This is a genomic window from Delftia sp. (genome assembly GCF_059499305.1).
In genome coordinates this window covers 199015-216618 of the sequence record NZ_JCABYI010000031.1, presented here as the reverse complement: position 1 = coordinate 216618, position 17604 = coordinate 199015, and the positions used below count along the sequence as shown (strand labels likewise).

The 17604-nt window shown below is 66.8% G+C and carries 19 protein-coding genes; 12 read left to right on the top strand and 7 right to left on the bottom strand.

What is annotated here, in order from left to right; all coding sequences use genetic code 11:
- Positions 1 to 197: 197 nt before the first annotated feature.
- The 3 genes from AC5I49_RS22095 to AC5I49_RS22085 are packed head-to-tail and all read left to right on the top strand — an operon-like array spanning position 198 to position 2626.
- The gene (locus AC5I49_RS22095) at positions 198 to 503 is read left to right on the top strand and encodes a PepSY domain-containing protein (RefSeq protein ID WP_016447635.1); all 306 of its coding nucleotides are present in this window, start codon (positions 198 to 200) and stop codon (positions 501 to 503) included.
- 6 nt (positions 504 to 509) lie between these two features.
- On the top strand, positions 510 to 1181 hold the full coding sequence (locus AC5I49_RS22090) for a response regulator transcription factor (protein ID WP_017404381.1): 672 nt from the start codon (positions 510 to 512) through the stop codon (positions 1179 to 1181).
- Positions 1178 to 2626, top strand: a complete 1449-nt coding sequence (locus AC5I49_RS22085) for a sensor histidine kinase (protein WP_495789890.1) — start codon at positions 1178 to 1180, stop codon at positions 2624 to 2626. The genes AC5I49_RS22090 and AC5I49_RS22085 overlap by 4 nt, the downstream gene beginning before the upstream one ends.
- A gap of 25 nt (positions 2627 to 2651) precedes the next feature.
- Here the strand turns inward: AC5I49_RS22085 and AC5I49_RS22080 are convergent, their stop codons facing one another.
- The 4 genes from AC5I49_RS22080 to coaBC all read right to left on the bottom strand — a co-directional run bounded on the left by AC5I49_RS22080 (position 2652) and on the right by coaBC (position 5834).
- The gene (locus AC5I49_RS22080; protein WP_495789889.1) at positions 2652 to 3476 is read right to left on the bottom strand and encodes a hypothetical protein; all 825 of its coding nucleotides are present in this window, start codon (positions 3474 to 3476) and stop codon (positions 2652 to 2654) included.
- Positions 3477 to 3539: 63 nt separating this feature from the next.
- Positions 3540 to 3989, bottom strand: a complete 450-nt coding sequence (gene dut / locus AC5I49_RS22075; RefSeq protein WP_017404378.1) for a dUTP diphosphatase — start codon at positions 3987 to 3989, stop codon at positions 3540 to 3542.
- A gap of 70 nt (positions 3990 to 4059) precedes the next feature.
- Positions 4060 to 4593 (bottom strand): hypothetical protein, encoded by a 534-nt coding sequence (locus AC5I49_RS22070; protein ID WP_160851769.1) that lies wholly within the window; start codon positions 4591 to 4593, stop codon positions 4060 to 4062.
- Between the two features lie 17 nt (positions 4594 to 4610).
- A complete protein-coding gene (coaBC, locus tag AC5I49_RS22065) occupies positions 4611 to 5834 on the bottom strand; it encodes a bifunctional phosphopantothenoylcysteine decarboxylase/phosphopantothenate--cysteine ligase CoaBC (RefSeq protein ID WP_495789888.1) in 1224 nt (407 codons plus the stop codon).
- A gap of 102 nt (positions 5835 to 5936) precedes the next feature.
- On the opposite strand from coaBC, the gene pyrG reads away from it, so the two are divergent.
- The 6 genes from pyrG to AC5I49_RS22035 all read left to right on the top strand — a co-directional run bounded on the left by pyrG (position 5937) and on the right by AC5I49_RS22035 (position 11260).
- Positions 5937 to 7595, top strand: coding sequence for a CTP synthase (gene pyrG, locus AC5I49_RS22060; protein WP_016447642.1), 1659 nt, complete (start codon positions 5937 to 5939; stop codon positions 7593 to 7595).
- Between the two features lie 41 nt (positions 7596 to 7636).
- On the top strand, positions 7637 to 8494 hold the full coding sequence (gene kdsA, locus AC5I49_RS22055) for a 3-deoxy-8-phosphooctulonate synthase (protein ID WP_016447643.1): 858 nt from the start codon (positions 7637 to 7639) through the stop codon (positions 8492 to 8494).
- Between the two features lie 3 nt (positions 8495 to 8497).
- Positions 8498 to 8788 (top strand): DUF1330 domain-containing protein, encoded by a 291-nt coding sequence (locus AC5I49_RS22050; protein ID WP_046240927.1) that lies wholly within the window; start codon positions 8498 to 8500, stop codon positions 8786 to 8788.
- Between the two features lie 238 nt (positions 8789 to 9026).
- Positions 9027 to 10313 carry a phosphopyruvate hydratase gene (gene eno / locus AC5I49_RS22045; RefSeq protein ID WP_012206907.1) on the top strand — a complete coding sequence of 429 codons (1287 nt, stop codon included), beginning with the start codon at positions 9027 to 9029 and terminating at the stop codon, positions 10311 to 10313.
- Positions 10314 to 10377: 64 nt separating this feature from the next.
- Positions 10378 to 10656: a cell division protein FtsB gene (gene ftsB / locus AC5I49_RS22040; RefSeq protein ID WP_012206908.1), complete on the top strand. Its 279-nt coding sequence runs from the start codon at positions 10378 to 10380 to the stop codon at positions 10654 to 10656.
- Positions 10657 to 10831: 175 nt separating this feature from the next.
- Positions 10832 to 11260 (top strand): hypothetical protein, encoded by a 429-nt coding sequence (locus AC5I49_RS22035; protein ID WP_046987553.1) that lies wholly within the window; start codon positions 10832 to 10834, stop codon positions 11258 to 11260.
- Positions 11261 to 11272: 12 nt separating this feature from the next.
- On the opposite strand, the gene hslO is transcribed toward AC5I49_RS22035, so the two are convergent.
- Together hslO and AC5I49_RS22025 are read right to left on the bottom strand one after the other, a co-directional pair.
- A complete protein-coding gene (hslO, locus tag AC5I49_RS22030) occupies positions 11273 to 12265 on the bottom strand; it encodes an Hsp33 family molecular chaperone HslO (protein WP_017404370.1) in 993 nt (330 codons plus the stop codon).
- Positions 12266 to 12300: 35 nt separating this feature from the next.
- Positions 12301 to 12825 (bottom strand): gamma carbonic anhydrase family protein, encoded by a 525-nt coding sequence (locus AC5I49_RS22025; protein WP_047219405.1) that lies wholly within the window; start codon positions 12823 to 12825, stop codon positions 12301 to 12303.
- Positions 12826 to 12879: 54 nt separating this feature from the next.
- Here AC5I49_RS22025 and AC5I49_RS22020 point away from each other — a divergent pair, with 54 nt between their 5' ends.
- The 3 genes from AC5I49_RS22020 (at position 12880) to AC5I49_RS22010 (ending at position 16500) form a co-directional block, all read left to right on the top strand.
- Positions 12880 to 13686 (top strand): ferritin-like domain-containing protein, encoded by an 807-nt coding sequence (locus AC5I49_RS22020; protein ID WP_016451247.1) that lies wholly within the window; start codon positions 12880 to 12882, stop codon positions 13684 to 13686.
- 188 nt (positions 13687 to 13874) lie between these two features.
- Positions 13875 to 15152, top strand: coding sequence for an EAL and HDOD domain-containing protein (locus AC5I49_RS22015; RefSeq protein ID WP_016451246.1), 1278 nt, complete (start codon positions 13875 to 13877; stop codon positions 15150 to 15152).
- 58 nt (positions 15153 to 15210) lie between these two features.
- Positions 15211 to 16500, top strand: coding sequence for an EAL and HDOD domain-containing protein (locus AC5I49_RS22010; RefSeq protein ID WP_016447651.1), 1290 nt, complete (start codon positions 15211 to 15213; stop codon positions 16498 to 16500).
- A 96-nt stretch (positions 16501 to 16596) separates the two neighbouring features.
- Here AC5I49_RS22010 and AC5I49_RS22005 read toward each other — a convergent pair whose 3' ends face one another.
- The gene (locus AC5I49_RS22005; protein WP_016447652.1) at positions 16597 to 17595 is read right to left on the bottom strand and encodes a Bug family tripartite tricarboxylate transporter substrate binding protein; all 999 of its coding nucleotides are present in this window, start codon (positions 17593 to 17595) and stop codon (positions 16597 to 16599) included.
- Between the last annotated feature and the right edge of the window lie 9 nt (positions 17596 to 17604).

The following is a 17604-nucleotide window of genomic DNA, read 5'->3' as shown; positions in this document are numbered from 1 at the left end:
GCTGGCGATGCATCTGAAAAGGCCGCATCTGCCGGCTGCTGCGCCTTCGTTTCCGGTGGATTGCGACGGCGTGCAGCCATTGTTCGATGCAGGCCATGAACGCAAGCTGAAGCAGCCGTTCATCCGAGGTTCATCCACGCTGGGCTATAAAGTTTTCCATGCCCACTCCATCCTTCTCCATTCCTCGCAGGTCCTGGATGCTGCTGGCCTCGCTGCTGCTGATGGCGGCGGCACTGGCCTCCTGGACCACGCCCTCGGATGCCGGCGACAGCGACCATGAACTCGCTCGCCAGGCCCTGCAGCAAGGCCGCGTGCTGCCGCTGCGCACCGTGCTCGACCAGGTCGAGCGCGACTACCAGGGCCAGGTCATCAAGGTCGAGTTCGAGCATGACGACGGCCGCTTCATCTACGAGATCCGGCTGCTGCAATCGGGCGGCCGCGTGGCCAAGCTCAAGATCGATGCACGCGATGGCAAGGTGCTGAGCTTCAAGCGCAAGGACTAGACGCAGATGCGAATCCTCGTGGTGGAAGACGAACCCACGCTGAGCAGCCAGCTCGTGCAGGCGCTGCAGCAGGCCGGGCATACGGTGGAGACGGCGGCCGACGGCGCAACGGCCCAGTACCTGGGCGAGGTCGAGGAGTTCGATGCCGCCGTGCTGGACCTGGGCCTGCCCGTGCGCGATGGCCTGACGGTGTTGCGCGCCTGGCGCGAACAAGGGCGGGTCATGCCGGTGATGATCCTCACGGCGCGCGGCGCCTGGCATGAGAAGGTGGCCGGCATGGATGCCGGCGCCGACGACTATCTGGCCAAGCCCTTCCACATGGAAGAGCTGATGGCCCGCCTGCGCGCCCTGCTGCGCCGGCTCAGCCCGCACGCCAGCGCCCAGTGGCAATGCGGCCCCATCGTGCTGGACTCGCGCCAGGCGCGTGTGAGCGTGGCGGGCCAGCCGCTCACGCTGACCAGCCATGAATTCAAGGTGCTGGCCCTGCTGATGCAGCGCGTGGGCCAGGTGATATCGCGCACCGAGCTGTCCGAACACATCTACCCGCAGGACAGCGACCGCGACTCCAACACCATCGAGGTCTTCGTCGGCCGCCTGCGCAAGAAGCTGCCGGCCGGCAGCATAGAGACCGTACGCGGACTGGGCTACCGGCTGGTGGAAGGCGCGCCCGCTGCATGAACGCACCACAGGAAGGACAGGTATCCCGGCTCGGTGATTCGCTGCGCCTGCGCCTGCTGGCCGGCACGCTGGCCTGGGTGCTGGCGGCCGTGCTGCTGGCCGGCTGGGGACTGCGCGGACTGTTCCGCGATCACATCGCGCAGCAGTTGCAGGCGCAGCTGGTGCTGCAGCTCGACCAGCTCAGCGCAGCCGTCAACAGCCTGCCCGGCGGGCGCATCGAAGTCGGACTGGCCGTGGGCGATCCGCGCCTGGCGCAGCCGCTGTCAGGCCTGTACTGGCAGATCGACCAGGTGAGCGATGGGGCGGGCCCGCCCGAGAAGGCCGGCCTGCTGCGCTCTCGTTCGCTGTGGGACCAGACGCTGGACTGGCACCAGTTCCGTGCCGATGCCGGCAATCCCGGCGAACACCGGGAAGACACGGCGTTGAGCACGGGCATGCTGCCCGATGGCCAGGGCCACCCGCTCGTGGCCGTGGCACGCCCCCTGCAATTGCCCGAAGCCGACGCGCCGCCGTTGCGCCTGATCGTTGCGGCCGACAGCGCCCTGCTGGCCGAGCCCATGCAGCGCTTCACCACCATGCTGATCGCCGCACTGGGCACGCTGGCGGCCGGGCTGGCTCTGGCCGTGGTGCTGCAGCTGCGCCTGGCGCTGCGGCCGCTGCAGTTGCTGCGCACAGGCCTGGCCGACGTGCGCAAGGGCGCCACGCCGCGCCTTGAAGGCCGGTTTCCGCAGGAACTGCGCCCCCTGGTGCAGGAGTTCAATCATGTGCTGGATGTGAACGCCGACATGGTCCAGCGCGCGCGCACGCAGGCCGGCAATCTGGCCCATGCCGTGAACACGCCCCTGTCGATTCTTGGCAACGCCGCCGCGCAGGAAAGCGGAGCGCTGGCCGAACTGGTGCGCGAGCAGGTGACCAGCGCCAGCCGCCAGGTGGACCACCATCTGGCCCGGGCCCGCGCCGCAGCGCGCCAGGCGACCGGCTTGCGCACGCCCTTGGAGCCGCCACTGGCCTCGCTGGTGCGGACCATGGAGCGCCTGCATGCCGGACGCGGCATCCGCTTCACGCTGAAGAGGGATGCGCAGCTTTGGGACTTTCTGGGCGACGGCCAGGACCTGATGGAAATCCTGGGCAACCTGCTGGACAACGCCGGAAAATGGGCGGCCCAGGCCGTGAGCCTGGAAGTCCAGGGCCTGGAGCACGATCAGGCCGGCGGCCCCTTGCTGCTGACGGTGGACGATGACGGCCCCGGCATCGAAGACGCCGACCTTGGCCGCATCTTCGAGCGCGGCGAGCGCCTGGACGAGCGCAGGCCCGGCGCAGGCCTGGGCCTGGATATCGTGCGTGACCTGGTGCAGACCTATGGCGGCAGCATCGCAGCCAGCCGCTCGCCGCTGGGCGGCCTGCGCATGCAGCTGCACCTGCCCGGAGCGCGACGAGAGGCATGAGCGCGGGAGGCCGCAGGGCAGCGGCTCAACCCCCTCTCAGCGCACGCAGCACCTGCACCAGGGTGTCTGCCTGGGGAAACAGCCAGTCGGCCGCAGCGCCCAGCGCCACGGCGCCCACCAGCGCGCCCAGCACCGGCTTCCAGCTCAGGCGCAGCGCGGCCAGCAGCCAGCCTTCGCGCTCCACCACGTAGAGCGTGCGCGCCATCAGCAGCGCAAAGGCCACCTCCACCGCCACAGCCAGGAACAGGTCGGCCCCAAAGACCAGCCACAGCAGCGACCCGGCGCCCGTGACCGCGACCAGCAGCGCCGCAAACACCAGCAGCACCGGCACCAGGACGACGGCGCCTTCGTCCAGCCCATCGATGCCCGGCAGATCAAAGCCTTGCGACGCCGAGGAAGCGGCTTCGGACATGGCACCGCCGTCGTCCCAGCTGCCGCTGGAGCCACCGCCGCCATAAGAGCCGCCCTGCCCGCTCTCGAATCCGCCAGCCTCGGGCGTGCGGGCCGGTGAAGAACCGCTGCCGCCGGGCGCGGCATCGGGCACATCCGGCCCATCCCAGTCGCGGCGCAGCATGCACTCGGCCCACAGGCGTACCAGCAGCAGATACAGCAGATAGCCGCAGACCAGGGCCACGCCGTAGCGCAGCGCCATGCTGTGCACGCCCGCATGCAGCAAGGCCAGGCTCAGCAGCGACATGCCGGCCAGGCTGAGGCCGCCCGTCAACGCCGCATGCAGTCGCAGCCAGTGGCGCTGCTGCAGGCGGCGGCGCATGCGGTCTTCCTGCGTGAGCACCACGCGCGTCCACGACGCGGATGGGCGATGGCGCGTGCGCCGGGATGGCCTGGCCATGCGGACTCCTCCCTGAAGCGATGCCCTGGCAGCGCAGCTGCGGGCGATGTCTGGCGGAAAGCCTTATTGCTTGCCGGTGGAGCCGTAGCCGCCCGCACCGCGCTCGGAGGCCGACTCGAACTCCTCGACCACATTGAAGCTGGGCTGCACCACGGGCACGATGATCAGCTGGGCCAGGCGGTCCATGGGCTGCAGCGTGAAGGCCGTGGCCGAGCGGTTCCAGGCGCTGACCATGAGCTGGCCCTGGTAGTCGCTATCGATCAGGCCGACCAGGTTGCCCAGCACGATGCCGTGCTTGTGGCCCATGCCCGAGCGCGGCAGGATCATGGCGGCGTAGCCGGGGTCCTTGAGGTACATGGCCATGCCCGTGGGCACCAGTTGCCATTGGCCGGGCTCCAGCGTCAGCGGCGCATCGATGCAGGCGCGCAGGTCCAGGCCCGCGCTTCCCGGCGTGGCGTAGGCGGGCATGTTCTCGCGCAGGCGCGCGTCAAGGATCTTGATATCAACGTTCATGGAAACAATCTGGGGAGCGCCTCACGGCAGGCTCTCTTGAAAAGCAAAGCGCGCATTGTGCCCCGCGCCGTCACCCGGACGACTTGAGCCCGCTGCGAAAGCCTTTGACGATGGCATTGATGATGGTGAGCAGCAGGATGAAAGGGCCGACGCCCGGAATCACCACGGCCAGGATCAGGCCGATCACGATACCCAGCAACTGGCCCGGACCTATCTTGAAGACCGTCTTCTTGACAGCCTTGGCGGCGGAGGAGGCCTGGGCTTGCTGTGCCCGCGCCGCCTGCCGGCCGCGATCGGCCCTGCCACCATTCCTGTCGCCGTTCCTGTCGCCTGCAGACGGCGGGCGCCCCGGCAGGGCAGGCACCGACGCCTGCTGCGCGGCGATGCGCGCCTTCTCGGCCGCAGCCTGCACCTGCTCGCGCACGCGCTCGACCACGGACTGGGACTGCGCGCCCGGCGTGGCCACCGCATCGGTGAAATCGCTGCGTCCCTGCGCCATCCAGCCATGGGCCGCAGAGCGGTACAGGGGGCTGGCGCGCAGCAGCTCATCCACATAGCGCACATAGTCGCCGTGGCGGGGGCCTTCGTAGGTGTTCTGTGACATGCGGGCCTTCGGTGGTGTCAACGGACGGGTGGCAGGCGCCGGGCGATCTCGGCCACCAGCTGGCGCGCCAGCAGGGACTTGGAGGCGTGCGGCAACTCCTGGGTGCCGGACTCGTCGATCAGCAGCAGGGCATTGTCATCCCGCCCAAAGGTTGCGGGACCGATATTGCCCACCAGCAGCGGCACCTGCTTGCGCAGGCGCTTGGCGCTGGCGTGCTGCAGCAGGTCATGGCTTTCGGCGGCGAAGCCCACGCAGTACAGCCGTCCGCTGCGTGCGGGCTCGGACTGCGCGGCGGCCGCCAGGATGTCGGGGTTCTCGACGAAGGTCAGCGTGGGGGTCTGGCCCGAGCCGTCCTTCTTGATCTTCTGGTCTGACGCCGTGGCCGGGCGCCAGTCGGCCACGGCCGCCGTGGCGATGAACACGCCAGCCTGGGGCAGTTGCTGCTGCACGGCATCGAACATCTGCTGCGCCGATTGCACGTCGATGCGCTGCACGCCGCGCGGCGTGCGCAGGTGCACGGGCCCGGCCACCAGGGTCACCTGGGCGCCCGCCTCGCGTGCGGCGCGCGCAACGGCAAAGCCCATCTTTCCGCTGGAATGGTTGGTAATGCCGCGCACGGGGTCGATGGCCTCGAAGGTCGGGCCCGCCGTGACCAGCACCTGCCGGCCCTGCAGCAGCTTGGGCGTGAAGAAGGCGGCCAGCTCCTCCATGATTTCCTCGGGCTCCAGCATGCGGCCGTCGCCCACCTCGCCACAGGCCTGGTCGCCCGTTCCCACGCCCAGCACCAGCGCGCCGTCGGCGGCCACCTGCGCCAGGTTGCGCTGCGTGGCCGGGTGTGCCCACATCTCGCGGTTCATGGCCGGAGCCAACAGCAGGGGCACGCGGTCCATGGGGCGCGCCAGGCACATCAGGCTCAGCAACTCGTCGGAGCGGCCCTGCACCAGGCGCGCGATGAAGTCGGCGCTGCAGGGCGCGATCAGCATCGCGTCGGCCTCGCGGCTGAGGTTGATGTGGGGCATGTTGTTGGGCTCGCGCGCGTCCCACTGCGATCCGTAGACAGGGCGGCCCGACAGCGCCTGCATGGTCACCGGCGTGATGAACTGCTCGGCCGCCTCGGTCATCACCACCTGCACGGTGGCCCCGGCCTGTACCAGCAGGCGCACCAGCTGGGCAGATTTGTAACAAGCCACGCCTCCGGAGAGGCCGAGCACCAGATGTTTACCAGCGAACACTTCAGTCATGGCGCGCAATTTAGCAGAGCCGCAACGTCCGAGCAGCCCCGCGCGGCGCGGCGAATTCGGCGGCGCATCTATAATCCTGCTTTACCACCACCAATAAAAGACATGACCAAATTTGTCTTCGTCACAGGCGGTGTGGTGTCTTCCCTGGGCAAGGGAATCGCCTCAGCCTCCCTTGCTGCGATCCTCGAATCGCGCGGCCTCAAAGTCACTCTCATCAAGCTGGACCCGTACATCAACGTGGACCCGGGCACCATGTCGCCCTTCCAGCACGGTGAAGTGTTCGTGACCGACGATGGCGCAGAGACCGATCTGGACCTGGGCCACTACGAGCGTTTCATCGAAACGCGTATGAAGCAGTCCAACAACTTCACCACCGGCCGCATCTACCAGAGCGTTCTGGAGAAGGAGCGCCGCGGCGACTACCTGGGCAAGACCGTGCAGGTGATCCCTCACGTGACCAATGAAATCCAGGAGTACATCAAGCGCGGCGCCGGCATCGGCACGCCGGATGCCGTGGACGTGGCCATCTGCGAAGTCGGCGGCACGGTGGGCGATATCGAGTCCCTGCCCTTCCTCGAAGCCGTGCGCCAGCTGGCCCTCAAGCAGGGCCCCAACAACACGGCCTTCGTGCACCTGACCTACCTGCCCTGGATCGCCACGGCCGGCGAGCTCAAGACCAAGCCCACGCAGCACACCGTGCAGAAGCTGCGCGAGATCGGCATCCAGCCCGACGCCCTGCTGTGCCGCGCCCAGCACCGCGTGCCGGACGAGGAAAAGGAAAAGATCTCGCTGTTCACCAACGTTCCCGAATGGGGCGTGATCTCCATGTGGGACGTGGACACCATCTACAAGGTGCCCCGCATGCTGCACGAGCAGGGCCTGGACGGCCTGATCTGCGACAAGCTGCGCCTGAACACGCCGCCCACCAACCTCAAGCGCTGGGATGACCTGGTCCACGAGACCGAGCACCCGCAGGGCGAGGTCAAGATCGCCATGGTCGGCAAGTACGTCGAGCTGTCGGACGCCTACAAGTCCGTCAACGAGGCGCTCAAGCACGCCGGCATGCAAAGCCATGTGGCCGTGAAGATCACCCATGTGGACTCCGAGACCATCAGCGACGCCAATGCGCGCGACAAGCTCTCGCAGTACGACGCCATCCTCGTGCCCGGCGGCTTCGGCTCTCGCGGCGTGGAAGGCAAGATCTCCACGGCCCGCTACGCCCGCGAAAACAAGGTGCCCTACCTGGGCATCTGCCTGGGCATGCAGGTGGCCACCATCGAATACGCCCGCCATGTGGCCGGCCTCGAAGGCGCCAACTCCACCGAGTTCGACCCCAAGTCCGCCAACCCCGTGATCGCCCTGATCACCGAGTGGAAGGATGCCGACGGCACGGTCAAGACCCGCGACGAGAACTCCGACCTGGGCGGCACCATGCGCCTGGGCGCGCAGTCCTCCGACGTGCAGGCCGGCACGCTGGCCCACAGCATCTACGGTGACGTGGTCACCGAGCGCCACCGCCATCGCTATGAAGCCAACGTCCAGTATCTGGACCAGCTGCGCGAAGCGGGCCTGGTGATCTCGGCGCTGACCCAGCGTGAGCAGCTGACCGAGATCGTCGAACTTCCCAAGGAAGTTCACCCCTGGTACATCGGCGTGCAGTTCCACCCCGAGTTCAAGTCCACGCCGTGGAGCGGCCACCCGCTGTTCAATGCCTTCGTGAAGGCTGCGATCGAGCGCCAGAAGGCACCGCGCAAGTCCTGAGCCCCGCAACGCCGCCCACCATTTCCCAAGGAATCCCCACCATGAAACTCTGCGGCTTCGACGTCGGCCTCGACCGGCGCTTCTTTCTCATTGCAGGTCCCTGCGTCGTCGAGTCCGAGCAGCTGCAGATGGACGTGGCGGGGCAGCTCAAGGAAATCACGGCGGCCCTGGGCATCCACTTCATCTTCAAGAGCAGCTACGACAAGGCCAACCGCAGCTCGGGCGCCAGCTTTCGCGGCCCGGGCATGGACAAGGGCCTGGAGATCCTCGCCAAGGTGAAGAAGGACCTGCAGGTCCCCATCCTGACCGACGTGCACACCGAGTCCGAAATCCCGGCCGTGTCCCAGGTCGTGGACGTGCTGCAGACGCCGGCCTTCCTGTGCCGCCAGACCGACTTCATCCGTGCCGTGGCCCAGTCGGGCCGGCCGGTGAACATCAAGAAGGGCCAGTTCCTGGCCCCGCATGACATGAAGAATGTCATCGACAAGGCCCGCGCCGCCGCCAAGGAGGCCGGCCTGCCCGAGGACAGCTTCATGGCCTGCGAGCGCGGCGCCAGCTTCGGCTACAACAATCTGGTCTCGGACATGCGCAGCCTGTCCATCATGCGCGAGACCGGTGCGCCCGTGGTCTTCGATGCCACGCACAGCGTGCAGCTGCCCGGCGGCAACGGCACCAGCAGCGGCGGCATGCGAGAGATGGTGCCCGTGCTCTCGCGTGCGGCCGTGGCCGTGGGCGTGGCCGGACTGTTCATGGAAACCCATCCCAATCCTCCCTGCGCCCTCAGCGACGGCCCCAACGCCGTGCCGCTCAAGCACATGAAGGCCCTGCTCGAAACCCTGGTCGCGCTCGACGACGTGACCAAGAAGAACGGCTTCCTCGAAAACGATTTTGGAGTCTGACCCATGGCCAGCGGCTACATCATTGCGTCCGTCACCGTCACCAAGCCCGAGCAGTACGAGGAATACCGCAAGTGGAGCACCGAGGCCATGCGCGCGCATGGCGCCGAAGTCTGCGTGCGCGGCGGCAAGGTCGAAGTGCTCGAAGGCGACTGGAATCCCGGCCGCACCGTGATCCTCAAGTTCACCAGCTTCGAAGCCGCCAAGGCTTTCTACGACACGCCCGAGTACCTGCGTGCCCGCGAAGCCCGCGAAGGCGCGGCCATCATGCGCATGGTCTGCGTCGAGGGCGTCTGACCGCGGCCAGCGATACCCGGCCCGTCAAGAGCGCAGCGCATACAAAGCCATCCACCCAATTTGTGCACAATGGCCGCCGCCCGATCGCAGATACTGCGCCGCGGAGCATGGCCGTGCACGGTGGCGCGGCAGCCTGCCACGCCACCGACCACCCATACCGCTTGCCCGGCAAGCACCAGGGCGCAACCTCACCGGAACCCGCCTGCACACCGATTTCAAAAACCGCAAAGGAAATGCCATGAGTGCAATCGTTGACATCGTAGGCCGCGAAGTGCTGGACAGCCGCGGCAACCCCACCGTCGAGTGCGACGTGCTGCTGGAATCGGGCGTGATGGGCCGCGCGGCCGTGCCTTCGGGCGCGTCCACCGGCTCGCGCGAAGCCATCGAGCTGCGTGACGGCGACAAGAGCCGCTACCTGGGCAAGGGCGTGCTCAAGGCCGTCGAGCACATCAACACCGAGATCTCCGAAGCCGTGCTGGGCCTGGACGCCTCCGAGCAGGCCTTCCTGGACAAGACCCTGATCGACCTGGACGGCACGGACAACAAGGGCCGCCTGGGCGCCAACGCCATGCTGGCCGTCTCCATGGCCGTGGCCCGCGCCGCCGCCGAAGAGGCCGGCCTGCCGCTGTACCGCTACCTGGGCGGCATGGGTGGCATGCAGCTGCCCGTGCCGATGATGAACGTCATCAACGGCGGCGCGCACGCCAACAACAGCCTGGACCTGCAGGAATTCATGATCATCCCCGTGGGCGCGCCTTCGTTCCGCGAAGCCGTGCGCTGGGGCGCCGAAGTCTTCCACGCGCTCAAGAAGATCATCCACGACAAGGGCATGAGCACGGCCGTGGGCGACGAAGGCGGTTTTGCGCCTTCCGTGGAAAACCACGAAGCCGCCATCCAGCTGATCCTGCAGGCCATCGAAAACGCAGGCTACAAGGCCGGCGAACAGATCGCCCTGGGCCTGGACTGCGCCGCCAGCGAGTTCTATAAGGACGGCATGTACGTGCTGGCCGGTGAAGGCAACCTGACGCTGACCGCCACCCAGTGGACCGACATGCTGGCCGGCTGGTGCGACAAGTACCCCATCATCTCCATCGAGGACGGCATGGCCGAAGGCGACTGGGATGGCTGGAAGATCCTGACCGACCGCCTGGCCGCCAAGGTCCAGCTGGTGGGCGACGACCTGTTCGTCACCAACACCAAGATCCTGAAGGAAGGCATCGACAAGAAGATCGCCAACTCCATCCTGATCAAGATCAACCAGATCGGCACGCTGACCGAAACCTTCGCCGCCATCGAAATGGCCAAGCGCGCAGGCTACACGGCCGTGATCTCGCACCGCTCCGGTGAAACCGAGGATTCGACGATTGCCGACATCTCCGTGGGCACCAACGCAGGCCAGATCAAGACCGGCTCGCTGAGCCGTTCGGACCGCATCGCCAAGTACAACCAGCTGCTGCGCATCGAGGAAGACCTGGGTGACATCGCCCACTACCCCGGCCGCGAGGCTTTCTACAACCTGCGCTGAAAAGCGTTAGGCTTGCAAGCCATCGGGCCTGCAAGCCTTTTTCCTTTCTGCAACATCTGCTGCCATGGTCAACCGCGTCGTCCCCCTTGTCCTGCTCGCCCTGCTCGCCGCCGTGCACGCGCAGCTGTGGCTGGGCCATGGCAGCGTGGCTTACGTCAAGGAACTGCAGCAGCAGATCCACGACCAGAACGTGGCCAACGCGCTGGAAAAAGCCGAGAACGACCGTCTGGCCTCCGAGGTCAACGACCTCAAGGACGGCCTGGCCATGGTCGAGGAAAAGGCCCGCAGCGAACTGGGCATGGTCAAGCCCAACGAGATCTTCGTGCAGATCGTGCGGCGCTGAGGATTGGGATTTCCTGCACCAAGGCCGGCTTCATGCCGGCCTTGTGCTTTTGCAACAAGGCGCCTGCGCCCCTTGCCCGGGCCTGCGCGCAAGCCGAGACAGGTACTTGGACACAGACCGCTTGCCCCCGCCCCCGGTGATTCTTCTGGGATCGCCACCCGCGCTCGCGCTTTCCATGGCCCATGCACTGCGCCAGGCCTGGCGGCACCACGGAGCATCTCCTGCCGACTGGCAATGCCTGGCGGCCGAGCCGGGGCAGTCGCTGCCGGAACATGGAGCCGTCTACCTGCTGGGACTGGATTGGAGAGCCTCCGTCACCGAGCACGAAGGGGTGAGCGATGGCCCTGCCGCACAGCTCCAGCATTGGCGCGACCAATTGCAAAGCCAGTCACGCGACTACGTGGTGCTCTACGGCAATACCGCCCGGCAATGGCAACAGCTGGCCGAGTCGCTCAGGCTCAAGGCTCCGCAAATGGACTGGTCCTGGCTGCCCGCAAGCCCCGCGCAACGCGGCGCCCGCCTTCGCCCCTACGGCTGCGAGCAATGCAGCGACCCGGACTGCGAGCGGCGACTGTTCGACGCGCTGCGCAGCGGGCGAGACTGACTTCGAGGGTATTTACTGGACGTTCGTCGAGGTCGGCGGCTGCTTGCCGGCCTCGGTGAACAGCTGGGCTGCGTCGATGGGATCGAATTCGTACTGCTTGCCGCAGAAGTCACAGCCCACCTCGATGCTGCCGCGCTCCTCCAGGATGCTCTCCACCTCTTCGGAGCCCAGCGACACCAGCATGGACGCCACACGGTCACGGCTGCAGGTGCACGCAAAGCGCGGATGCTCCTCGTCCTGCTGGGGCACGAAGCGCATCAGCTTCTCTTCCCAGAACAGGCGGCGCAGTATGGTCTCCACATCCAGCGTGAGCAGCTCGTCGCGCGTGAGGCTGGAGGCCAGCGTGGCGATACGGTTGTAGTCCTCGTTCAGCCCGATGGCATCCTGACCCGACTGCTCGCTTTCGGTGGCAGCGGCCAGGTTGGCCTCACCCTTGACCGGCATGCGCTGGATCAGCAGGCCGGCGGCCACCTGGTCGTCGGCCGCCAGCACCAGCACGGTGTCCAGCTGTTCCGACTGCAGCATGTAGTGCTGCAGCGCGTCGGACACCTTGGTGAAGCGCCGGCCCTGCGCATCCTGCAGCGGCACCACGCCCTGGTAGGGCTGCTGGCCCGGCTGGCGCCCCTTGGGGTCCAGCGTGATGGCGCAGCGGCCGCCGCCGTGCACATTGAGCAGTTGTTCCAGCGTGGCGCCTTCGGGAGGGTCGCCGATCAGGGTGGCGGTGGCGCGCAGGCCGAAATCGGACTGCACCTCGGCCACAGCCAGCTTGACCGGGCCATCGCCCATGACCTGGAAGACCAGGGCGCCGTTGAACTTGATATTGGACTGCATGAGCACGCCCGCAGCCGCCATTTCTCCCAGCAGTTCGCTCACGGCAGCGGGGTAGGCGCCGGTCTCGCCGTTGCCCGCGCGGCGCTGCAGGATTTCCTGCCAGGCATCGGTGAGGCGAACGATGGAGCCGCGCACGGGCAGGCCTTCGAAGATGAATTTATGCAGTTCAGACACGCTGATGGATTCCGTAAAAAAGTGCCGGGCCTCGCTCAGCCCAGCTTGCGCAGCCCGGTCTTGAACCGTCGCGCATTGTCGACATAGTGTTGGGCGCTGCGGCGCAAGCCCTCGATCTGCTCGGGCGTCAATTGGCGCACGGCCTTGGCCGGGCTGCCGATGATCATCGAGCCATCGGGAAATTCCTTGCCTTCGGTGATGAGGGCGCCTGCGCCGACCAAGCAGTTGCGGCCGATCTTCGCGCCGTTGAGCACCACGGCACCGATGCCTATCAGCGACTCGTCGCCAATGGTGCAGCCATGCAGCATGACCTGGTGGCCCACGGTCACGTGGCGCCCCACGACCAGCGGCTTGCCCAGGTCGGCATGCAGCACGCTGGCGTCCTGGATGTTGCTGCCCTCACCGATGGTGATGCTCTCGCAGTCGCCGCGCAGCACGGCGCCGAACCAGATGCTGGCGTCTTCGGCCAGCTGCACATTGCCCACCACTTCGGCGCTGTCGGCCACCCAGGCCGACGCCGCCACTTCAGGGGCCACTCCATCCAGTTCATAGATCGCCATGGGTCTTTGTCTCCGTCAATTATTGGTGATGGCAGGAAACCTAGAATTGTAGGGATGGAGTTACGTCACCGCGCCCTTGAGGTCTTGTGCCTCACGGACCCCGAAGAAAAGGCCGCCGCCGCGTTGGACATGTATGCGCGGCAGGCGCTTTATTCAATAGCACCGCAGGCACCGGCCCTGCCGGATCCCGCGCCGGACCTGCCGGGCCGCCCGCTGCGGCCCGAGCTGCGCCACCACACCGCCGTTGCAAGGCGTTCGCCGGCGACGCCGGAAGGCCGGGCCGTGCTGATCCACGCCATAGCCCACATCGAGTTCAACGCCATCAATCTGGCGCTGGACGCCGTCTGGCGCTTTGACGGCATGCCGCAGCAGTACTACCTGGACTGGCTGCAGGTGGCCGCCGAGGAGGCCAGGCACTTTCGCCTGCTGCGCGAGCATCTGCGTGCGCACCTGGGCCACGACTACGGCGATTTCCCGGCCCACCAGGGCCTGTGGACCATGTGCGAGAAGACCGCCCATGACGTGGTGGCCCGCATGGCCCTGGTGCCGCGCACGCTGGAGGCGCGCGGCCTGGACGCCACGCCCCAGATCCAGAACAAGCTGCGCAACACGCGCGCGCCCGATGCGCTGGCGGCGGTGGACATCCTCGACATCATCCTGCGCGAGGAAGTGGGCCACGTGGCCATAGGCAATCATTGGTACCGCTGGCTGTGCGAGCGCGAAGGCCTGGAGCCCGAGGCCCACTACCAGGCGCTGACCCTGCGCTACGAGGCGCCGCGCCTGCGCCCGCCCTTCAACGAACGCGCACGCCGCGCCGCAGGCTTCACCGATACTGAACTGGCCTGGTTGCAGCAGGTCTGAAGAAAGCCTGCCTGCGCCGTGCGGACAGGCCCAGGCCGCTCGTGAAGCCACACAATGGTTTACAAACTAGGATGGGTCCGACTCCGCAATCGGACTTGTCCCAGCAGACACTGCCTGTCGGCATATTTATTCAGAACATTCCTACAATCAGATCTGCTGCTTCCCGTGTCCCTTCGACCGAACACTCCATGACCGAATTGCCTGTCCATCTCTTCAACGATGCCCCTGTGGCCAGCCCCGCGTCCACGGATCGGGGAATGATTGCGCGCCAGGCCATCGTCAACGGGGTGCAGCAGATCATCGGCTATGAGCTTTTCAACCGTTCGCGCGCCTACCCGGACCATACGGCGGCCTCGGATGTGTCCCTGGTGTTCACGGCCCTGTCGCATGCGGGCGAAGAAGATCTGGTTGGCACCAAGTTGATGTTCGTCAACTGCACGCATGAAAGCCTGGCCGGCGGGCATCTGGAGCTGCTCAACCCCGACAAGGTGGTGCTGGAGATACCGCCGCTGGGCCTGGCCGCCCAGCAGGAGGTACAGGCCCGCCTGCCCATCCTCAGCAATCTGCGCGCACGCGGTTTCAACCTGGCCTTCAATCACACGGTGCTGGAGTCCGCCTATGCAGCCTGGCTGCCCCTGGCCGACTACATCAAGTTCGACCTGTCCGTGCTGGCCCCTGACCAGTTGGCCGTGCTGGTCAATTTTGCCGGCCGCCACACGCGCGCCGAGCTGATCGCCGAGAAGGTGGAAAGCGCCCAGCAGCATGAGCAGGTGGGCCGCCTGGGCATACAGCTGTTCCAGGGCTTCTGGTTCGCGCGGCCCACGGTGGTGCGCACCAAGCTGCTGTCGCCCTCGCAGCAAAGCATTGTCCAGCTGCTGAATCTGGTGCGCCAGCAGGCCAGCACCGATGCCATCGAGGATGTGCTCAAGAAGGATGCGGGCCTGGCCTTCAACCTGATGCGCCTGATCAATTCCGTGGGCTTCGGCGTGCAGCGCGAGATCACCTCGTTCCGCCAGGCCGTGATGCTCATGGGCCTCAAGAAGCTGTTCCGCTGGGCGGCCATGCTGCTGACCGCATCGCGCAACGGCGGCCCGCCGCCGGCCATCGGCCAGACCGCCGTGATCCGCGGGCGACTGATGGAGCTGCTGGCCCAGGAATCGCTGAGCGAGGAAGACTCCGACCAGGCCTTTGTCGTCGGCATCTTCTCGCTGCTGGGCAGCATGCTGGACCTGCCGCAGGACGTGGCCATGAGCCTGATCCCCGTGCCCGACGCCGTCTCCGCCGCCGTGCTGCGCCACGAAGGCGTGCTGGGCGAGCTGCTGATCCTGGCCCAGGCCTGCGAAGCCAGCGACGATGCAGCCTTCCACCGCAGCGCAGGCGCACTGCGCCTGAGCAGCCAGCAGATCAACTGGGCCCATCTGCAGGCCCTGGCCTGGACCGACCAACTGGCAGACAGCTCGCTATAGCTATAAGCTATAGAACGCCATCGAAAGCCATCGCTCATCCATCTTTCTCAGCTTCCAAATGACTACCAACGACAACTCCTCCGCTCCGCCGCCCCCCCTGCCAGCCGGGGTGGAGGACGGGCAGGTGGCCGTCATTGCGCGCCAGGCCATCGTCAACGAGGCGCGCGATGTCTTCGGCTATGAGCTTTTCGACCGCTCCACGGCCCAGCATGCGCACACGGCGGCCTCCGATGCCGCCCTGCTCTTCAACGCGCTGTCGTATGCGGGCGCCGAAGCGCTGGTGGGCAAGAAGACAGTCTTCATCAACTGCACGCATGACAGCCTGGCCGGCGGCCACCTGGAACTGATCCACCCCGACAAGGTGGTGCTGGAGGTACCCACGCTGGGCGAGAACGCCACGGCTGCCGATATCGAGGAACGCCTGCCCACCTTCCAGGCCCTGCGCCAGCGCGGCTTCCGCCTGGCCTTCAACCAGCACCTGCTGCGCCGCGCCTATGCCAGCTGGCTGCCTGCGGCCGCCTTCATCAAGCTGGACATGCAGACCTTCGCACTGGCCGATGCCGAGACCCTGGTGAAGTTCGCGCGCGCCCATACCAATGCCCAGATCGTGGCCGAAAAGGTCGAGACCTCCGAGCAGTTCGAGCGCATGCGCGACCTGGGCGTGCGGCTGTTCCAGGGCTTCTGGTTCGCCCAGCCGCAACTCGTGCAGGCGCGCACCATCCGCCCCACGCAGGCCACCATCATCCAGCTGATCAATCTAGTGCGCCAGCAGGCCAGCACGGACGAGATCGAAGCCCTGCTCAAGAAGGATCCCACGCTGTCCTTCAACCTGCTGCGCTTCATCAACTCCTCGGGTTTCGGCCTGTCGTGCGAGATCACCTCGTTCCGCCACGCGGTGATGATCCTGGGCCTCAAGAAGCTGTTCCGCTGGGCGGCCCTGCTTTTGACCACTTCGCGCGCGGGCGGCACGCCGCCGGCCGTGGGCCAGACCGCCGTGGTGCGCGGGCGCCTGATGGAGTTGCTGACGGCCGAGCTGCTCTCGCCCGAGGAGTGCGACAACGCCTTCGTGGTCGGCGTGTTCTCGCTGCTGGACGTGATGCTGGGCCAGCCCATGGAAAAGGCGCTGGAGTCCATCGCCCTGCCCCAGCCCGTGATCGATGCGCTGGTGCACAACAAGGGCGTGTTCGCGCCCTTCCTGGAGTTGACGCGTGCCTGCGAAAGCGGCGATGACGAAGGCTTCGCGCGCGCAGCCAATGCACTGCAGCTGTCCAACCACCAGGTCAACTGGGCGCATCTGCAGGCCCTGGCCTGGGCCGACAATCTCACGGCGGACGAGCCCATGGCATAGGCGGGCCCCGCACATCCGGCACCAAAGACAAAGGGCTTGCGGCCATGACGGCTGCAAGCCCTTTTTGCATGGGCGCCGGTGGCACCCTGCGCTCCATCAATTGAGCTTGATGCCGGCTGCGCGAATGATGCGCGCGTTGGACTGGGACTCGGCCTCGATCTGGCGTGCAAAGTCCTCGGCCTTGCCGCCCATGGCCACGTTGTCGGTGGCCTCCAGCTTGGCGCGCATGTCCGGCTGGGCCAGCACCTGGTTGATCTCGGCATTGAGCTTTTGCAGCACGGGCGCAGGCGTTCCAGCGGGCGCGAAGATGCCGAACACCGAGGTCATGTTGGCGCTCTTGTAGCCCAGTTCGGCCAGCGTGGGAACGCCGGGCAGCGACTCCAGGCGCTGGGGTGCGCCCACGGCCAGGGCCTTGAACTTGCCCGCCTTGATGTGCTGCAAAACGGCCGGGCCGGCATTGGTGGACAGCACTTCGAACTGCGCGCTCAGGCCGTCATTGAGCTGCTGCCCGCCGCCCTTGTAGGGAATGTGCGTGATCCGGACCTGCGAGGCATGCATGATCTGCTCGAGCATGATGTGGCCCAGCGAGGCCAGGCCGGCCGTGGCCCAGCGCACTTCGCCGGGCTGCGCCTTGGCCTGGGCCACCAGCGCATTGAAGTCGGCCGCCGTGGAGCGGGCCGTGCCCAGCAGCAGCACGGGCGAGTACATCACGCTGGTCACGGGCACCAGGTCGCGCTGCGGATCGAACAGGGGCTTGCCCAGGTGCGGGCTCAGCGTCAGCGGGCTGATGGAGGAAAAGCCCAGCGTGTAGCCATCGGGTGCGGCCTTGGCCACCAGGTCCAGGCCGATGGCGCCGCCGGCGCCGGCCTTGTTGTCCACCACCACGGGCTGGCCCAGGCGGGCGGCCAGCTTCTCGCCCAGGGCGCGGGCCACCACATCGCTGACGCCGCCGGCCGGGTAGGAAACCACCACGCGGATGGGCCGGCTGGGCCATGCCGCATCGGCAGCCGACGCAGACATCGGCAGGGCCGCGGCAGCCACCGTCGCCGCCAGCATGGAAGTCACCAGCACATGCCGGCGCAGGAAATCAGTCATCGAGAACTC

Excerpts from the sequence above, each read along its gene's own strand:
- pyrG (WP_016447642.1), top strand. The coding sequence starts at position 5,937 with ATGACCAAATTTGTCTTCGTCACAGGCGGTGTGGTGTCTTCCCTGGGC.
- AC5I49_RS22005 (WP_016447652.1), bottom strand. The coding sequence starts at position 17,595 with ATGACTGATTTCCTGCGCCGGCATGTGCTGGTGACTTCCATGCTGGCG.
- AC5I49_RS22085 (WP_495789890.1), top strand. The coding sequence starts at position 1,178 with ATGAACGCACCACAGGAAGGACAGGTATCCCGGCTCGGTGATTCGCTG.
- AC5I49_RS22020 (WP_016451247.1), top strand. The coding sequence starts at position 12,880 with ATGGAGTTACGTCACCGCGCCCTTGAGGTCTTGTGCCTCACGGACCCC.
- coaBC (WP_495789888.1), bottom strand. The coding sequence starts at position 5,834 with ATGACTGAAGTGTTCGCTGGTAAACATCTGGTGCTCGGCCTCTCCGGA.
- AC5I49_RS22025 (WP_047219405.1), bottom strand. The coding sequence starts at position 12,825 with ATGGCGATCTATGAACTGGATGGAGTGGCCCCTGAAGTGGCGGCGTCG.
- AC5I49_RS22010 (WP_016447651.1), top strand. The coding sequence starts at position 15,211 with ATGACTACCAACGACAACTCCTCCGCTCCGCCGCCCCCCCTGCCAGCC.
- kdsA (WP_016447643.1), top strand. The coding sequence starts at position 7,637 with ATGAAACTCTGCGGCTTCGACGTCGGCCTCGACCGGCGCTTCTTTCTC.
- AC5I49_RS22015 (WP_016451246.1), top strand. The coding sequence starts at position 13,875 with ATGACCGAATTGCCTGTCCATCTCTTCAACGATGCCCCTGTGGCCAGC.
- ftsB (WP_012206908.1), top strand. The coding sequence starts at position 10,378 with ATGGTCAACCGCGTCGTCCCCCTTGTCCTGCTCGCCCTGCTCGCCGCC.
- AC5I49_RS22080 (WP_495789889.1), bottom strand. The coding sequence starts at position 3,476 with ATGGCCAGGCCATCCCGGCGCACGCGCCATCGCCCATCCGCGTCGTGG.
- AC5I49_RS22035 (WP_046987553.1), top strand. The coding sequence starts at position 10,832 with ATGGCCCATGCACTGCGCCAGGCCTGGCGGCACCACGGAGCATCTCCT.
- AC5I49_RS22095 (WP_016447635.1), top strand. The coding sequence starts at position 198 with ATGCTGCTGGCCTCGCTGCTGCTGATGGCGGCGGCACTGGCCTCCTGG.
- dut (WP_017404378.1), bottom strand. The coding sequence starts at position 3,989 with ATGAACGTTGATATCAAGATCCTTGACGCGCGCCTGCGCGAGAACATG.
- eno (WP_012206907.1), top strand. The coding sequence starts at position 9,027 with ATGAGTGCAATCGTTGACATCGTAGGCCGCGAAGTGCTGGACAGCCGC.
- AC5I49_RS22070 (WP_160851769.1), bottom strand. The coding sequence starts at position 4,593 with ATGTCACAGAACACCTACGAAGGCCCCCGCCACGGCGACTATGTGCGC.
- AC5I49_RS22050 (WP_046240927.1), top strand. The coding sequence starts at position 8,498 with ATGGCCAGCGGCTACATCATTGCGTCCGTCACCGTCACCAAGCCCGAG.
- AC5I49_RS22090 (WP_017404381.1), top strand. The coding sequence starts at position 510 with ATGCGAATCCTCGTGGTGGAAGACGAACCCACGCTGAGCAGCCAGCTC.